Origin of the sequence: Streptomyces flaveolus, from assembly GCF_044765825.1 — a bacterium.
GTDB classification, from domain to species: Bacteria; Actinomycetota; Actinomycetes; order Streptomycetales; family Streptomycetaceae; genus Streptomyces; species Streptomyces flaveolus.
On the sequence record NZ_JBIWKU010000002.1, the window covers coordinates 227,491 to 244,350 of the forward strand.

14 protein-coding genes and 1 pseudogene are annotated in these 16,860 nt (G+C 69.8%); 3 read left to right on the forward strand and 12 right to left on the reverse strand.

Annotated features, from left to right (window positions below):
* Nucleotides 1-8 precede the first annotated feature (8 nt).
* Nucleotides 9-1,253, reverse strand: a complete 1,245-nt coding sequence (locus ACIRG6_RS06220; RefSeq protein WP_403321124.1) for an RNA-guided endonuclease InsQ/TnpB family protein — start codon at nucleotides 1,251-1,253, stop codon at nucleotides 9-11.
* Between the two features lie 25 nt (nucleotides 1,254-1,278).
* Between ACIRG6_RS06220 and ACIRG6_RS06225 the strand changes: the two are divergent.
* Nucleotides 1,279-1,368, forward strand: a pseudogene (locus ACIRG6_RS06225) (transposase); the annotation flags it as partial.
* A 58-nt stretch (nucleotides 1,369-1,426) separates the two neighbouring features.
* Here ACIRG6_RS06225 and ACIRG6_RS06230 read toward each other — a convergent pair.
* From ACIRG6_RS06230 to ACIRG6_RS06265, 8 genes are all read right to left on the reverse strand, one after another.
* The gene (locus ACIRG6_RS06230) at nucleotides 1,427-2,659 is read right to left on the reverse strand and encodes an RNA polymerase sigma factor (protein WP_364683488.1); all 1,233 of its coding nucleotides are present in this window, start codon (nucleotides 2,657-2,659) and stop codon (nucleotides 1,427-1,429) included.
* Nucleotides 2,660-2,672: 13 nt separating this feature from the next.
* On the reverse strand, nucleotides 2,673-3,074 hold the full coding sequence (locus ACIRG6_RS06235) for a YciI family protein (RefSeq protein ID WP_225630957.1): 402 nt from the start codon (nucleotides 3,072-3,074) through the stop codon (nucleotides 2,673-2,675).
* A 550-nt stretch (nucleotides 3,075-3,624) separates the two neighbouring features.
* Entirely contained in the window at nucleotides 3,625-4,866 is a 1,242-nt protein-coding gene (locus ACIRG6_RS06240; RefSeq protein WP_403321127.1) for an MFS transporter, read from the reverse strand.
* Nucleotides 4,863-5,975 (reverse strand): PLP-dependent cysteine synthase family protein, encoded by a 1,113-nt coding sequence (locus tag ACIRG6_RS06245; RefSeq protein ID WP_403321129.1) that lies wholly within the window; start codon nucleotides 5,973-5,975, stop codon nucleotides 4,863-4,865. Before ACIRG6_RS06245 ends, ACIRG6_RS06240 begins: the two co-directional genes overlap by 4 nt.
* 127 nt (nucleotides 5,976-6,102) lie before the next feature.
* A complete protein-coding gene (locus ACIRG6_RS06250) occupies nucleotides 6,103-6,528 on the reverse strand; it encodes a hypothetical protein (RefSeq protein WP_364683494.1) in 426 nt (141 codons plus the stop codon).
* Nucleotides 6,529-6,571: 43 nt separating this feature from the next.
* Nucleotides 6,572-7,477, reverse strand: coding sequence for an ion transporter (locus ACIRG6_RS06255; RefSeq protein WP_403321131.1), 906 nt, complete (start codon nucleotides 7,475-7,477; stop codon nucleotides 6,572-6,574).
* A gap of 216 nt (nucleotides 7,478-7,693) precedes the next feature.
* Nucleotides 7,694-8,713, reverse strand: coding sequence for a hemolysin family protein (locus ACIRG6_RS06260; RefSeq protein ID WP_365024224.1), 1,020 nt, complete (start codon nucleotides 8,711-8,713; stop codon nucleotides 7,694-7,696).
* Nucleotides 8,710-10,047, reverse strand: coding sequence for a hemolysin family protein (locus ACIRG6_RS06265; RefSeq protein WP_364683500.1), 1,338 nt, complete (start codon nucleotides 10,045-10,047; stop codon nucleotides 8,710-8,712). Before ACIRG6_RS06265 ends, ACIRG6_RS06260 begins: the two co-directional genes overlap by 4 nt.
* Before the next feature lie 563 nt (nucleotides 10,048-10,610).
* On the opposite strand from ACIRG6_RS06265, the gene ACIRG6_RS06270 reads away from it, so the two are divergent.
* The gene (locus ACIRG6_RS06270) at nucleotides 10,611-11,603 is read left to right on the forward strand and encodes a sporulation protein (RefSeq protein ID WP_403321133.1); all 993 of its coding nucleotides are present in this window, start codon (nucleotides 10,611-10,613) and stop codon (nucleotides 11,601-11,603) included.
* Between the two features lie 130 nt (nucleotides 11,604-11,733).
* A complete protein-coding gene (locus tag ACIRG6_RS06275; RefSeq protein WP_318216516.1) occupies nucleotides 11,734-12,189 on the forward strand; it encodes a tellurite resistance TerB family protein in 456 nt (151 codons plus the stop codon).
* A 208-nt stretch (nucleotides 12,190-12,397) separates the two neighbouring features.
* Here the strand turns inward: ACIRG6_RS06275 and ACIRG6_RS06280 are convergent, their stop codons facing one another.
* The 3 genes from ACIRG6_RS06280 to ACIRG6_RS06290 form a co-directional block, all read right to left on the reverse strand.
* Entirely contained in the window at nucleotides 12,398-13,765 is a 1,368-nt protein-coding gene (locus tag ACIRG6_RS06280) for an RICIN domain-containing protein (protein ID WP_403321137.1), read from the reverse strand.
* 31 nt (nucleotides 13,766-13,796) lie between these two features.
* A complete protein-coding gene (locus ACIRG6_RS06285) occupies nucleotides 13,797-15,227 on the reverse strand; it encodes an endo-1,4-beta-xylanase (protein WP_364683506.1) in 1,431 nt (476 codons plus the stop codon).
* 352 nt (nucleotides 15,228-15,579) lie between these two features.
* The gene (locus tag ACIRG6_RS06290) at nucleotides 15,580-16,545 is read right to left on the reverse strand and encodes a glycoside hydrolase family 6 protein (protein ID WP_364683508.1); all 966 of its coding nucleotides are present in this window, start codon (nucleotides 16,543-16,545) and stop codon (nucleotides 15,580-15,582) included.
* Nucleotides 16,546-16,860: the final 315 nt, after the last annotated feature.

Below are 16,860 nucleotides of genomic sequence, written 5' to 3' on the forward strand. Positions count from 1 at the left end.
TCCCTGGCCTAAAGTCCAGGGATTCCGGCCTGGGTCGTCTGACCCTTCCGGGGGCTTCCTGCTTCACCGCGCTGTGCGGGCACGGCTGCCCGTCTTACCGGCGCTCCACAGGCGTTTAGCGTCTCCGCCCGTCCGGCGGCGACGATTCGGCGTCCCTCGAAGAGGACGTTGCGGGCCGCGTTGTGGTCGCGGTCGTGCACGGTGCCGCATGCGCCGCACGTCCATTCCCGGATGTGCAGGGGCTTGGGCCCGTCCCGGAATCCGCACGCCGAACAGATCTGGGAGGAGGGGAACGCGCGGTGCACCTTGGCGAAGGTGCGGCCGTACAGAGCCGCCTTGTACTCCACCATGCCGACGAACGCGGCCCATCCCGCATCGTGCACGGACTTGGCGAGCCGGGTGCGCCCGAGACCGGACACCGCGAGGTCTTCCACGAACACCGCTTGGTTGTCGCGAATGATCTGTGTGGATGCCTTGTGGTGCCAGTCCCTACGCCGGTCGGCAACCTTGGCGTGCTGGCGTGCGACCTTGATGCGAGCCTTGGCCCGGTTACTCGAGCCCTTCTGCTTACGCGACAGCTCCCGCTGAAGGCGCCTGAGTTTCTTCTCCGCCCGGCGCAGGAAGCGCGGGCTGTCGATCTTCCGCCCGTCGGACAGGACCGCGAACGTGGACAGGCCGAGGTCAAGACCGGTCTCCGCCTCCACCGGAGCGAGGATGTCCGGTGCGGTGTCCACGACGAAGCTGAGGAAGTAGCAGCCACGGCTGTCTTGGACCACGGTCAGGGACGTGGGCGCTGCCGGAAGCCGACGCGACCACTTCACTCTGAGGCTGCCGACCTTCGCCACGTACACCCGGCCGTCGTCGGTCAGAGAGAATGCGTTGGTGTTGAGACGGATCGACTGCCGGGTGTCCTTCTTCGACTTGAACCGGGGCGGGCCGACCTTACGGCCGGCCCGTTTCCCCTTGAGGCTGTCGAAGAAGTTCTTGTAGGCGGCATCCAGATCCCGCAGGGACTGCTGCAGGACGACCGCCGACACCTCGGCCAGCCAGGCTCGTTCCTCGGTGCGCTTGGCCTGGGTGATACGCAGCCGGGACAACTCCGCCGACGTCACGTACGGCAGCCCCGCGGCGTGCGCTTGTTTCCGGGCACGCAGGCAGTCGTTCCACACCACGCGAGCGCATCCGAACGCACGGGCCAGCGCACGGCGCTGTGCGGCGTCCGGGTAGGCCCGGTAGTTGTAGCGGAGCTGCACGACAACGACACTACTACCATCGGCGTGGTCGCCCTCATACTTTCCCGCATCGTGCGGCGGAGCACCGTTGGCGATTGTCCGCCAGTACGTCGAGCAGCAACAACGACCGCTCTGACGTGCACGTCAGAGCAGCTTTCAGATGCATTCATCCCCGGCCTGAACGCCGGGGGACGCTAAGTGATGTCGCCGAGGCGGGCCGCACGGGCCCGGAGGTAGCGCTGTTCGGGGAGGCTCAGGGTCTTGGCGGCGGCTGACTCGTAGGCGGCTCGGGCGGCCTCGGGGTCGCCGGCGCGTTCCAGGAGGTGGGCGCGGACCGAGTCCAGGCGGTGGCCTGTGGTCAACTGCGGTGCGAGCGCGTCCAGTTCGGCCAGACCAGCCTTCGGTCCGTGGACCATGGCGATGGCCACGGCACGGTTGAGGCGTTCGACAGGGCTGGGGACAAGGTGGACGAGGACGTCGTAGAGGCCGAGGATCTCGGGCCAGTCGGTGCTGTCGGGCGAGTCCGCCTCGTCGTGGACGGCGGCGATCGCGGCCCTCAACTGGTAGGGGCCGGGACGGCGTTGGGAAAGAGCCCCGGTCACCAGGGCCACGCCTTCCTCGATCGCCGCCTTGTCCCAAAGCCCGCGGTCCTGCTCGTCGAGGGGGATCAGTTCCCCGTCCGCCCCGGTCCGCGCGGCGCGGCGGGCGTCGGTGAGGAGCATCAGGGCGAGCAGGCCGGTGACCTCACAGTCGCCGGGCAACAGGCGGTGCACCGTACGGGCCAGCCGGATGGCCTCGCCCGCCAGTTCGGCCCGCTGGAGGGAGGCTCCGGAGGTGGCCGTGTACCCCTCGTTGAAGATCAGGTAGAGCGTGTGGAGGACGGCGGGCAGCCGCTCCTCCCAGCGATCGGGGCGGCCGAAACGCGTGCCCTTCACCCGCTGCTTGGCCCGGCTGATCCGCTGGGCCATCGTCGCCTCCGGCACCAGATACGCGCGGGCGATCTCAGCCGTCGTCAGACCGCCGACGGCCCGCAGCGTCAGCGCGATCTGGGCGGGCGGGGGCAGATCGGGGTGGCAGCAGAGGAAGAGCAGGGTCAGCGTGTCGTCCTCGGCGGGCGCACGATCGGGCCCGGGCGGCGGCGCGGTGAAGGCGTCGCGCGGGGTGAGCGCCGCCGCCTTCTCCTCACGCGACCGCCGCGCCTGATCACTGCGCAGCGCGTCCGTGAGCCGCCGCGAGGCGACCCTGATCAGCCAGCCCCGCGGATTGTCCGGAACCCCCGACTCGGGCCACTGCCCGGCCGCTGCCAGCAGCGCCTCCTGTACGGCGTCCTCAGCGGCGTCGAAGTGCCCGTACCGGCGTACGAGCGCGCCGAGGACCTGCGGCGCGTGCAGGCGCAGCAGGTCGTCGACCTCGCTCGTACGTCTCAAACGTCTCCCCTGCTCACACTTCGCCGAGCGGCCGGATGACGACGGGGTACGTGTTCGCGCCCTCGGGAACGGGGCACTGGGTGACCCGCGCGGCGATCTCCGTGACCCGCTCCAGGCTCTCGCACTCCAGGAGCCAGTATCCGGCGATCACTTCCTTGGTCTCGCCGTACGGCCCGTCGGTGATCACGGGCTTGCCGTCCGCTCCGGCGCTGACGAGGCGGGTCCTGGCAGGCTCGGCCAGCCCCTGGGCATCGATGAACTCGCCTGTCTCGGCGAGGTCGTTGTTGATCGCCCCCATGTGCTGGAACATCGCCTGCATATCCTTGTCGCTCCAGGCCGGGAGACCTGCGGCGGGCTTGCCCGCCTGGGCCTCGTAGTCCGCCTGCGTGCCCTGCACCATCACCAGGTACTTCATGAGTCCGCTCCTTCGGCTCGGGCCGCCCGTGGTGGGCGGCTCCCACAGGGGACGTCGGAGCCGGCCCGCGCTTCTCTACACGCTCGCGAAAGTTTTTTTCGGGCTCGCGGGAAGAGCGTCAGGCGTCCCGCTGCTCGGCCGTGTCGACCGCCGGTCCGCTTTCCGCCGTGGACGAGCTGCGACTCCGCCTCTTCCGCTTCGTACGCCTGGCACTCGGGATTCTTGCACGGGCCGGGACGCCACGGGGGGCACGAACACGCCCGGGGTCTTGTGCCGGCGCACGATCTGCTCGACGAGCGGCCGCAAACGGGACAGCCATACTCATCACTGGCCATGTCCTCAGGATATTGCGGTACAGCGAGCAGGTCGCTGCGCTGATTCCCTACCTGTCAGCGACAGCGCGCCGCTGGACTACCCAGCTCGAGCTGACCTGCGTGCGCCCCGGGCCGGCCACCATCATCGACAGCATGACCGCCCTCCCGCACGCCCAGCTCGACGCCATCGACCGGGTCGGCCCGAAACCCCTGCGCGCAACGCCACGCCCCCCGCCTCATCCCGGCACGGCCACCGGCCCGGCGGCGAGGTGACCGGCGCGGTGCAGCCGGGTCACCAGTGCCGCGCAGGCCAGCCCCGTGGCAGTCAGCGCCGCCCAGGGCAGCCAGCGCACGCCGGTGTCGAACAGGGCCCCGACGGCGAGATTGCCGGCGGAGATCGCGATGCCGGAGGCCGTGTTGTAGGCGCCGTAGTACGTCGCGACGAGCCGGTCCCCGGAGAGCCGGACCACGGTGTCCATCTCGAACGGGTAGAGCAGCGCCCCGCCCCAGGCCAGCAGTGCCGCACATAACGTGAGTGCACCGATCCCGACCAGCCGGTGCTGAGATGTGTGCAGCAGCGGCAGGAACGCGGCGCCCATCACCACCAGCCCGTACACGATCGCCTGCGGCCCGGACAGACTCCGCTTGGCCCACGCGGTCAGCTTCAGCTGCCCCGACAACGCGGCCAGCGCCGAGACGGCGAAGACCGCACCGGTGACCAGCCCTGTCCGGTCGCCGAAGAGTTCGCGGGCCCGCAGCGGCAGCGCGAGATAGACCTGGAAGGCCAGGACGTACGAGCCGCTCATCGCGGCGGCGAAGAGGAGGAAGGGGCGGTTGGCCGCGATGGTGCGCCAGTCGGCCGCGACCGCCCGCCAGGCGGGTTCACCGCCGCGGTCGGCCGGCGCACGAGCCGGCAGCGCACGCCACTGGAGGACGGCCAGCACTCCGAAGATCAACGCTGCGGCCGCACACACCACGCTGAAGTTCCAGGCCAGCAGAGCGAGTCCGGCGAGCGGGCCGACCAGGATGCCCGACTGGTAGAAGACGTTGAAGGCGGCGAAGGCTTCGACCCGCCGCTCCTCACCCGCCTCGGCGGCCAGACAGGCACGGACGGCCGGATTGAACAGTGCCCCCGCCAGCCCCGTCAGGGCCGACGCCACGACGAGCACCGGAAGGCTGCCCGCCACCGCCAGCAGGCCGAAGGCGACGGTCCGCAGCGCGCACCCGGCCAGGATCATCGGCTTGCAGCCGTAGCGGTCGGCGAGCGTGCCGCCGACCAGGAACATGCCCTGCTGGGACAGGTTGCGCACGCCCAGTACCAGTCCCACCGCCCAGGCCGCCAGGCCGAGACCGTGGGCCAGGTGGTCGGCCAAGTACGGCATCAGCATGTAGAAGCCGAGATTGATGGCGAACTGGTTGACCATCAGCAACCGCGCCGGCCGGTCGAACGAAGCCACCTGGGCCCGCAGCCCCTTCATCGGACACCTGCCTTCGCCACGTCGCGTCCCAGCGGGTCACGCACCCGGCCGCACCGCGTCCAGCGGGTGACCGTGCGCTCGTCCGGCTCGGCCATCTCGTCCGGTTCCAGCAGGGGCGGGTGATCCAGAAGCTGATGCTCGCGGCACCAATCGTCGCTGTAGACGGTCTCCAGATAGCGGTGCGGCCCGTCGGGGAAGACCGCGGCGATCCGGGTCCCGGCCGGAGACGTCCGGGCCACCCACCCGGCCACCAGCGCGACGGCCCCGACACTCCAGCCACCGGATGCGCAGTGCCGCTGCGCGAGGTGCCGGCAGGCCCACACCGCCTCGGCGGGGCCCACCCAGTGGGTCTCCGCGAAGGCGGCGTAGTCGACGTTCTCCGGGTGGATGCTGGAGCCCAGCCCTCGCATCAGCCGCGGGCCGGCCGGCTGACCGAAGATCGTCGAGCCGACCGCGTCCACCCCGATCACCCGCAGGCCGGGGAAGGCCCCGCGCAGGCCCGTGGCGATGCCCGCCGAGTGTCCACCCGTGCCCACCGCGCACACGAGCACGTCGATGCGCCCGAGTTGGATGATGAGTTCGGCAGCGAGCGGACCGTAGGCCCCTGCATTGTCCGGGTTGCGGTACTGGTCAGGGCAGTACGCCCCCGGGGTACGGTCGAGCAGCTCGACGACCCGGGCTCGACGGGCCAGCTGCCAGCCGCCCTCCGGGTGGGGACGGGTGACCTGTTCGACCTGTGCGCCGAGCGCGGTCAGGAGCCGGACCATCGACTCCTCCATGCCGGGATCGGTGACCACCGTCACCGGATGTCCGTAGGTCAGGCCGGCCAGAGCCAGCCCCAGGCCGAGGGTCCCGCTGGACGATTCCACGATCGGCGCACCGGGAGCGAGGTCGCCGCGCCGGCGCGCCTCGCGGACCATGTGCAGGCCGGGACGGTCCTTGATGCCACCGGGATTGGCGCCTTCCAGCTTGGCGAAGAAGCCCCGACCCGGAGGGGCGAAGGGTTCGTCGATCCACAGGACGGGTGTGTTGCCCACGAGTTGGGCAGGCCGACGGGCGATGCGAGGGGCGGGCGCATGGGCCCCGACAGGTTCGAGCAGGAAGTGCATGGGCGTACGGCTCCTACGCACCCCGCGAGATGTCGTCGGGGTGCGGTCGTCTTGGGTTTTCGGGCGCGCGGACACACCCCGGCCACCACGCATGTACGCGGTCCTGGCGGGGGTGTGCGGGCAGCGCCTACAGGCGCCAGACGCAGTGGAGCGCGAGGGTGCCGTGGCCGTCCGCGGTGCCGGCGGCAGCGCCGGGGCGTTCCTGGTCAGCAGGCGCGGGTGCCGTGTCCGCAGCACTGGGCAGGCCCTCCCCCGGGCCGCCGATGCAGGGTCCGGCGATCCCATCGTCCGCAGCGGTCCGGGGACGGTCGACCGTGTGGTCGATATGGGCATCGGCATGGTGATGGTGGCCGGGAGCGGGTCCGAGTCCGTGCCCGTCGTCCGCCTCCGGCTGGGAACACGTGGTGACTTCGACGGCCACGTGCGGTCCCGCGAAGGAGGACATGTGGACGGCACCGGCGAGATGAGCGGTGACGAGCAGGACGAGCCCCAGAAGCAGCCCGATACGGCCCGGCCTGGCCGAGGCACGCGTCGCTGCTTCCACTCCCGTCACACGCTCACAGTACGCGAATGACTACGGGGAGTTCGCATGCGCCTCACTCGCGTCTTCGTGCCTCCGGAACCAGCCGCTCCAGCTCGTCGGCCGGTTGCGGCGCCATCTGGGCCAGTTCGTGTTCGAGCTCGTCCAGGGCCCGCCGGGCGGCCGCGATGCGGCGGGCCAAGCCGGGACCCTCCGGGCGGGCCGCGTCCTGCCGCTCCGACGACTCCGGTCTGTCCATCTCCCGCGCCTCGTCGAGGGACGTGATGACGACACCGATGAGGACGTTGACGAGGACGAAGGAGGCGAGGAGCACGTAGGAGCCGTAGTAGAGGAGGCTCCAGCGGGAGATGTCCAGGCCCGCATGGACGGCGTCGCCGATGCCGTCCAGAGTCATCAGCAGGAAGAGGGTGAGCACGGCACGGCCGATCGACCCGTAGTGTTCGGGGTCGTGGTTGCCGAAGAAGACCCAGCCCACCATCGCGTACACGTACAGCAGCAGGGCGCCGACGAGCAGAAAGCTCAGGGTGCCGGGCAGGCTGCGGGCCACCGCCACGAGCACGATGCGCAGTTGGGGCAGGAAGCGGGCGGTCCGCAGTACGCGGGCCAGGCGCAGCAGGCGCAGGACGGTCGTGTTCTCCCGTACGACGGGCAGGAACGCGCACAGGACCACGGCCAGGTCGAAGAGGTTCCACGGGTCCTTGAAGAATTCCCGGGGGCGGTCGGCGTGTGCGGCCAGACGCAGCAGGATCTCCACGGTGAAGGCGGCAAGGCAGGCGTGTTCGGCCACGCGTAACCATTGGTGCCAGCCGGTGACGATCCCGGAATAGGTCTCGACGCCCAGCAGCGCGGCGTTGGCGAGGATGAGGGCGAAGACGGTGACCGCGAACCAGCGGGCCTGGACGATGGCGGTGCACCGCCGGGCCAGGAGCGCGCGGCGGCCGGGGGTCTGCTGGTGCGGCATCTGCTGCCTTGTCTCCTTCACATGGCGCGACAGTCGGCTCGGCCTGCTCGCGGTCGAGGGGCCGAGGCGGTGAGCGATCACGCTCCAGGAGGCTTTTCTACAGCACTGTAGATCACGGCGTGCGGACGGCCCGGCCGTCGTGGGAGGGCGGCGCGTCCGTGCAAGCGCGGGCGCCCCGCCAGAAGGCGGGGCGCCCGGGCAAAGCGGATCGGCCGGTTATGCGGCCTGGGGCTGGAGATAGCGGGCCAGCAGATCGTCGAGGCTCACGATGCCGGCGAGCCCGCCCGCGCCGTCACGGACGACGGCGAGCGAAGCCCGGCGCCGGCGCAAGACCTCGATCGCTTCGGCGACCGTGGCGTCCTCGGCCAGTTCCGGCACGGGGCGTGCCAGCGCGCGGGCGCTGGTGGCACGCCCCTGCGCCCGGGCAACCAGCACGTCGCGGACGTGCACCGAGCCGAGAACGGCGCCCTCCTGACGGACCAGCAGCCGGGTGCGGTCGTTGGCGGTGGCCAGGCGCAGGATCTGTTCCGTGTCGGCGTCGGCGTCGACCGCCACGATGTCGGCGGCCGGGATCATCAGGTCGCGCACCGGGGTCTCCGGCTCGGTCAGTGAGCGGGTCAGCAGGTCGGAGTCGGCTTCGCTGATCAGGCCGAGTCGTTCGGATTCCTCCACCAGGTGGGTGAGCTGCTCGCGGTTGTGGACGGAGGCCAGTTCGTCGCGTGGGGTGACCCGGCACAGGCGGACCAGGGCGTTGCTGATCCTGTTGAGGACCCAGATCAGCGGCCGCACGGCGGTCGCGATCGCACGGAAGGGCGGGGACAGCAGCATGGCAGAACGCTCGGGGTGGGCGATGGCCCAGGACTTGGGTGCCATCTCGCCGAGGATCATGTGCAGGAACACCACCACGACCATCGCCACGGCGAAGGCCACGCCGTAGCTGAGCGCGCTGGGCAGCCCCAGCTTGTGCAGCAGCGGGTCCAGCTCGTGGGAGATCGCGGGCTTGGACACCGAACCCAGGCCCAGTGTGCACACGGTGATGCCGAGCTGGGCGCCGGCCAGCATCAGCGAGAGCTCGCGCATGCCCGCCAGTGCCGCCTTGGCGCCGCGCTGCCCGTCGGCCACCGCCTTCTCCACACGGTGCCGTTTGGCGGCGACCAGCGCGAATTCGGCCGCGACGAAGAAGCCGCTGCCGATGAGCAGCAGGACGGTGACGAAGAGCGCCATCGGGAAACTCATGCCTGCTCCTCCGTCTTCTCGGCCAGCCGCTCGATGCGGATCCGCTCCGGCACGTGCCGGTCCAGAGTGCGTACGTCGATCACGGCGCTGCCGCCCGCGGGCAGCTCCACGGTGAGGCGGTCCCCGATCGCCGGGAAGCGGCCGAGCCGGTCGACGACGAGGCCGGCCACGGTGTCGTAGTCGTCCTCCTCGGGCAGCTCGACGCCCGTCACCTCGGCCACCTCGTCCAGGCGGCGCCCTGCGTCCACCAGCCAGCCGACGCCGTCCGCGACGGCCACCTCGGTGACGGTGTCGGACTCGTCGGCGATGTCGCCCACGAGTTCCTCGGCGATGTCCTCGTAGGTGACGACGCCGGCCACGCCTCCGTGCTCGTCAAGGACCACGGCGAACTCGTCGTCGTGGTCGCGCATCCGCTCCACGGCGTCCGGCAGCGGCAACGTGTCCGGCAGCAGCAACGGACGCCGGGCGGCTGCCCCCGCCGTGGTGACAGTGATCCTCTCGGTGGGCAGCCTCATCAGCTCCCGTACACCCAGTACGCCCGCGACGTCGTCCGGGTGGTCACCGAGCACCGGGTAGTTCGAGTGACCGTGCCGGCCGATGAGGCTGATGGCCTCGGCCGTCGTGGCGTCCTTGCGGACGAAGACCGCGTCGGCCCGCGGCACCATCACCTCGTGCAGCGTTCGCTCCGAGAACTCCAGGGCGTGGTCGAGCAGCTCGGCCGTCCCCCGGGGCAGCTGCCCCTGCTCGTGGGACTCGCCGATCAGGTGACCGAGCTCTTCCAGCGTGGCGCCGTGATGCAGTTCCTCGACCGGTTCGATGCCGACCCCGCGCAGCAGCTTGTTCGCCGCACCGTCGAAGACCCGGACCACGGGGCCGACGACCTTCAGGTAGCCCAGGGTGGAGCCGGCCAGAGCCTTGGCCAGCCGTTCCGGAACGGCGATGGCGAGGTTCTTCGGGGCCAGCTCGCCCAGCACCATCTGCACGACCGTGGCGAGGACGAAGGCGAGCACGACGGAGATTCCGGTGATGGCGCCGTCGGGGATGCCGACGCCGGACAGCACCGGCCGCAGCAGCGCGGAGACGGACGGCTCGGCGATGAAACCGACGACCAGACCGGTGACCGTGATACCGAGCTGGGCGCCCGAGAGCATGAACGACAGTCGCTCCAGCACCTTCAGAGCGCGGGCGGCCTTCTTGTCCCCCGCTTCGGCTTCACGGGCGAGAGCGAGCCGGTCGGCCGAGACGTAGGCGAACTCCTGGGCGACGAAATAGCCGGTTCCCGCGGTCAGCACGAACACGGCCAGCACGCCCAGCCAGGCTTCCACGGCACTCATCCGACACCACCCCGCCGTGTGCCGTGCTCAGGGAGGACTGGGCGGAATGGTCGGGGACCGTGCCCCGAGGGGTCCGTCGGTCTGGCGGACAAGCGCTGGCTCCTTTTTTCTGGACGTGCAGACGGAAAACGATTCTGGCCGAAACCGGGTTCCCGCCACGGCACCGACCGGCACTGGCCTGGCGCGCTGTCGCACCAGCCAAGCACCGAAGGCGAGACGCGTCGTGAGCAGCCTCTGGCCGGTTCAGGAGCATCTTTCGGCCTTTCCCGGCGAAGCGGCCCGGGGCACGCTCCCCGTCTGCCGGACCCACTCTATTCTTCTACCCGTTTGTAGAAACAGGCCCGAGCAGGTCTGGGTCACGCACCCGGGGAGACGGCACGCAGGGGAGTCAAGACCATCTCGGACCTGGCCGAATCGAAGGTCGTCCGCCGGTCGCGGGCACTCGCCGCTCTGGAAGCGGCCGAGTGACCGGTCGGCGGACGACCGCGGTGCCGTCGGCCCCCCCTCGCAGCCGACGGCACCACCCTCACGAACCACACGCACGTAAAGGAGTGGACGCCACGATGGTGTTCAAGCGACTTCTCGGCTCGCTCGGAGTGGGAGCCCCCACGGTCGACACGGTCCTCGACCCGGCTCCCGCGCTGCCCGGTGGCACGCTCACCGGGCAGGTGCACCTCAGGGGCGGTCAGGCCGACTTCGACATCGAGCACATCACGCTCGAACTCGTGGCCCGGGTGGAGGCCGAGCACGAGCAGGGGGAGAGCGAGGGCGTCGTCGTCTTCGACAGGTTCACCGTGGGCGGCGGCTTCCGGCTCGGCGCGGAGGAACCGCGCAGCGTGCCGTTCAGCGTCACGCTGCCCTGGGAAACGCCCGTCACCGAGCTGCACGGTCAGCCACTGGGCATCGTGCTCGGCGTGCGCACCGAACTCGCGGTCGCCGGCGCCAAGGACAAGGGCGACCTCGACCAGCTCACCGTCACGGCCCTGCCCGCCCAGGAGGCCGTCCTGGAAGCGTTCGGACAGCTCGGTTTCGGTTTCAAGTCGGCCGACCTCGAGTACGGGCACATCGGTGGCACGGGGCAGCAGTTGCCCTTCTACCAGGAGATCGAGCTCACGCCGGGCCCGCAGTACGCCCACCAGGTCAACGAGATCGAGGTGACCTTCCTGGCAGGCCCCGGCGGACTGGAGGTGATCCTGGAAGCCGACAAGCGCGACGGCCTCTTCTCCCCCGGCCACGACGCGCTGACCCGCTTCGCCGTCGGCCACCATGACGCCCGCGACTGGACGGCCGACGTCGACGGCTGGGTCCGGCAGCTCGTCGAGCACCGGACGACATACGGCTCCCCGGCCGCGTACGGGCATGGCGCCCCGTACGCCGACCACGGACACCACGGACACGGCGATCACCACGACGACCATCACCGCTCCGGCCCCGGTACGGGTACGGCGATCGCGGCCGGCGCGGCCGGACTCGCCGTCGGCGTTGTCGGTGGCATGGTCGCCGCGGAGGTCGTCGACGAGATCGGCGACTTCTTCGAGGGCGAGGGCGAGGACTGAGCACGGACGCCCGAGCGAGGGGTGGAGGGCTGAGCCACCTGCCCCTCCCGGTAGTCTCTACACAGATGTAGAAGTTCGTGTTGCCCCGACCCGTTTCGACCGGGCAGCCCTTGACCCGTTTGGAGAGTTCATGGCCCTGTGGGACCGCTTCAAGGAGTCCGCGTCGCAGATGCAGACGCAGCTCGTGGCGAAGAAGAACGACCTCAAGAGCGGCGCCTTCCGGGACGCGAGCATGGCGATGTGCGCCCTGGTCGCCGCCGCCGACGGGACGGTCGATCCCTCCGAGCGTCAGCGCGTTGCCCAGCTCATCGCCACCAACGACGTGCTGCAGAACTTCCCCGCCGACGACCTGCGCCGCCGCTTCGAGGACAACCTGAACAAGCTGACCGTCGACTTCGCCTTCGGCAAGGTGAGTGTTCTCCAGGAGGTCGCCAAGGCGAAGAAGAAGCCCGCCGAGGCACGTGCCGTCATCCAGATCGGCATCGTCATCGGCGGTGCGGACGGCGACTTCGACAAGGACGAGCGAGCCGTCGTCCGCGACGCCTGCTTCGCCCTCGACCTGCCACCGCACGAGTTCGACCTCTGACCTGGAGGCAGACGCGCCGACGCCGGGGCGATGCAAGCCGCATCGCCCCGGCGGGCCCGTCCACCGGCGGCGGCCTGTCCTGCGTCGTCAGCCCTGCCGGAGTGATCTACCGGACGCGAACGGCGTCGTTGGACGAAGCCCAGCTCGACAGACAACGACGGAGTGGAGCCGGCATCATCCTGGCTCCACTCCGCGGTGCGGGCGTGTGTCACTGGAACTGTGCGAAGAACTTCCAGATCTCTGCCTTGGTCCAGGTGGCCACGCCGCTTTCGCCCGAGGAGCCGTCGACCGGACCGGGTATGTGATCTCCGTCGAACGCCGCCCATTGGACCGGGTATCCGGCACGGCAGCCCGAGTAGGCGGTGGTGATGTGCGTTCGGCTGCCCGGAGCGGGTTCGCGCGGGCTCTGGGGAGTGCAGCCGTTGTTACTGACGAACTTGTCGCGCAGAGACCGTCCTTGGGTGATGTCGAGGACGGAGTCGCTGATGCCGTGCAGTCCGAAGTAGGCGATGGGCTGGGTGCCGCCACTGCACCCGCTGATCTGAGCGCCGGACATGACCGCGACGGCCCTGAAGACGTTCGCCCGGCTGCATGCGAGTGCGTAGCTCATGCCGCCGCCCCAGCTGAATCCTGTGGCGAAGCGCTGTGCCGGGTTGACACAGAGACCGCCCTCGATGCGCTGGATCATGTCGTCGACGAAGGTGATGTCCTCACCACCCGAATTGGCCCAGCCGTTGCCGAGGCCCTGAGGGGCGACGAGGATCGCACTGTTGCTCGACTGTTCCTGCTGACCGTAGTAGGACCAGGCGCTTCCGCTGGTGCCGCCAGAGGCGACGTCGCCGGCGGTTCCGCCCCGCCAGTGGAACGCGAAGATCAGCCGGTAGGGGTGGCTGTTGTCGTAGTTGGCGGGGACCCTCAGGATGAAGCTGCGGTTCTTGCCACCGCTCTGAATCGTGTACGTACCGCTTGTCAGAGTCGGAGTGCTGCCGCATCCGCCACCGCCGGACGACAGCTTGATCATCTGCCATTGCTGGTTGGCGCCGCCCCAGTCGGTGTACTGGACGACGGTGCCGCCGTCGGCGGTGGAGGCGCCCTGCACCTCCACCGCCTTGCTGCTGGCGCGGTTGATCAGCCGGACGTGGCCCGCGTCCGAGTCGGCCAGGCGGAACTGCTGGTTTGCCCCATTGTGATCGGCCCACTGCTGGATCGCGGCACCATCCGCGGTCGAGGCGCCGGACACATCGAGAACCTTGCCCGAATGCCGGGCCTTGAGGCGATAGAAGCCGCCGCCGGAGTCCACGAACTGCCACTGCTGGTTGGCTCCGTCGTTGCGCGTCCACTGGCTGACCCGCGCACCGTCGGCCGTGGACGTGCCAGGGACGTCCAGCGCCTTGCCGCTGTTGCGATTGACCAGGACGTACCAGGCATTGGTGTCCACCGTCGCCGCCTCGGCGGGCGCCGGATTCACCCCGGCGAGCAGGCCGGCCGCGAGGGTCGCCGCCACCACGGCGGCAACGCGGGACCACCAGCGATGTTTTCGTGGAGGGGCGGGGGAAGCCGCACCGTAGGCCGTCATCGACTCACCCTTTCGTTCGTGGCAGGTTCCATCAGGTGCGGGTCCAGCGCTGGTTGCCGCCGTTCGAGCAGGAGTAGAGCTGGATCAGGGTGCCGTTGGCGGTGCCGGCCCCGACGGCGTCGAGGCAGAGGCCGGACTGGACGCCGACGATGGATCCGTCGGAGTTGAGGCGCCATTTCTGGTTGTCGCCGCCCCAGCAGCTGTAGATCTGGACCTTGGTGCCGTTGCCGGTGCCGGCGGCGTCCAGGCACTTGTTGCCGTAGACCCTGAGCTCTCCGGCGGCGGTGTACGTCCACTGCTGGTTGGTGCCGTTGTTGCAGTCCCACAGCTGGAGCTGGGTGCCGTCGGTTGTGCTGGCGCTGGGCACGTCCAGGCAGCGGCCCGAACCGACTCCCTTGATCTGTCCGCCGTCCGCGGGCGGTGTGGTGGAGCCGCCGTTGAGTGCGTTGAGGACGGCGCTGTATGCGGGCTTCTTGCTGCCGTCGTTGTTGAACAGCAACGGCGTGTCCCCCGACCGCCAGGAGTCGCTGTCACGCACGCCCCAGACGGTGACGCCGAGGCAGCGCGCGACAGCCAGGCAGTCGTTGACCACGTTGGCGTAGGTCGTGGACGAGGCGCCCTGGATGTCGAGTTCGGTGATGGCCACGTCGACGCCGAGGGCGGCGAAGTTCTGCAGGGTGGTGCGGAAGTTGCTGTCGTAGGGGCTGCCGCTGTTGAAGTGCGACTGGAAACCGACGCAGTCGATCGGCACGCCACGCTGCTTGAAGTCCCGGACCATGGCGTACATGGCCTGGGTCTTGGCCCAGGTCCAGTTCTCGACGTTGTAGTCGTTGTAGCAGAGCTTGGCGGCAGGGTCGGCGGCGCGGGCGGTGCGGAAGGCGACCTCGATCCAGTCGTTGCCGGTGCGCTGCAGGTTGGAGTCGCGCCGAGCGCCCGAACTGCCGTCCGCGAAGGCTTCGTTCACGACGTCCCACTGGGCGATCTTGCCCTTGTAGTGGGCCATCACCCCGTTGATGTGGTCGATCATCGCTTGGCGCAGTGCGCTGCCGCTGAGGCTCTGCATCCAGCCGGGCTGCTGGGAGTGCCAGGCGAGGGTGTGGCCGCGCACCTGCTTGCCGTTCTGCACCGCCCAGTTGTAGACGCGGTCGGCGGCGGTGAAGCTGAACTGGCCCCGCTGCGGTTCGGTGGCGTCGATCTTCATCTCGTTCTCGGCCGTCACCATGTTGAACTCACGGCCCGCGATCGTCGTGTACGTCGAGTCGCCCAGCCTGCCCGAGGCGATGGCGGTACCGAAGTAGCGGCCGCTCTGCGCCGCTGCGGCGCCGAGCGTGCTCTCGGCGGCGTGTGCGGTCGGCGGGGTAACCAGTGCGGTGACCGCACCGAGGACGCCGACGACCAGCGCCAGCAGCAGGCCGCGGAACTTCCGGCGGACAGCGGATCTGGGAAGGGCGTACGAGCCCATGACTGTGCCTCCTAGGTAGAAATCACGGAATTGACGGAAACGCAGGGAACGTGTCGTCCGCTCCCACTCGGCCGACGGACGGGGCGGCCAGGACCCGGGGCAGCACAGGATCACCGGACACCGCGGGTCATGGGACCGGGACGGTCTCAGCCGGCACGGACGGCACCCGGTCGGCCGCCGGGTGACGTGCAGCCTTCTCCTTGCCCGGCCCCGATCTCACCTGCGCGGGATCACCGGCCACGTCGCTGTGGCGGTGTATCGTCCGGTGCCCGCGATGGCGAGGCGGAGTTGGAGGAGTTCACCGACGACGGCCGGCGGCGCGGCCTGCCCGGCGGGCGGTGGGAGTCCTCGATCAGTAGCCGTAGACCATTTTGTAGGCGACCTCGGGAAGGAACTGTCCGGCCGTGGAGCCGGCACCGACGCCGCAGTTGCCGTCCGACTCGCCCGGGGTCTTGATCCACAAAAGCATCTCGGCGCCACCGCCCGTCCGGGTGGGCGTACCGATGCGGCGGCCCGAGGGGTTGCACCACTGTCCGTCGGAGCCGTTGCCGTTGCGGCTGGTGTCCACGACGAACGGCTTGGTGTAACCGTAACGAGCGCTGAGTTCGCTGTTGACGGCGTTGCCATAGGCGGTGTTCTCAGCGGTGGTGAAGTAGTTGGAGACGTTGAGCGAGAAGCCGTGGGCCTGACGGAGGCCGGCTTCGTGGAGGCGCCGGGCCATGGTCGCCGCGTCGGCCCAGCGCGGGTTTCCGGCGTCCATGTAGACCCAGGTATTGGGGGCCTGACGGTTGAACTGGGCGAGGGCGCCGGTGAGCATGGCCTCGCGTTCGTCGATCTGCGCCTGGGACATGCAGCCGTAGTCCCCGAGGGAGTCCGGTTCGAGGATGACGACGGCCGGGCGGCCGGCGATCCCGCCGGCGAACTGGGCGATCCAGCTGGCGTAGGCGGATGGCGAAGCGGCTCCACCGGCGGAGTGGCCGCCGCAGTAGTCACGGTTGTACATGTTGTAGGCGACGAGGAGGGGCAGCTTGTCGAGGTGGTCCGCCGCCCCGACGTAGGCACCCGTGGCGGTGCCGATGGCGCCGCTCCAGGAACCGAACCAGCGGGCCATCGGCGTGTTGGCGATCGAGGCGTTGACCGCGGCGGCCCGGCCGTCGCCGGGGTTGGCGGCCACCCACCTCTTCGCGCTGGAGTCGGGGTCCACGTAGAACCCACTGGTCATGGTGGTCGGATCGGCCGCGTGGGCGGACGGTGCGGCGGCGAACGCCAGCGGCAGAGCGGAGAGCGCTGCGGCTAAGACGCGGAGTCTGCGGCGCATGACTGAACCTCGTTCTCCTGATCGGGGATGCGTCACGCTCTCGTTCCGAGCATGTGACGCACTGCGGGAGGGCGGTGCTGTGGAATTGCCCTTGGGAGCGCTCCCAGAGGAAGGGTGCTAGGCCTTCTTTCCGCTCACCAGGCCGTACGACCGCGAGACGGGCACACCCGGCGACGAGCGACTGGTTGATGTCGCCATGACAACTTCACGTGGAGATCCCCTCGGCTTCGTGCGGTACGGACCGGCGTCCACTCGTTCGGGATATCGAATACAGAACGGCTTGTCGAGCAATCTGGACGATAGGAGGCCCACACA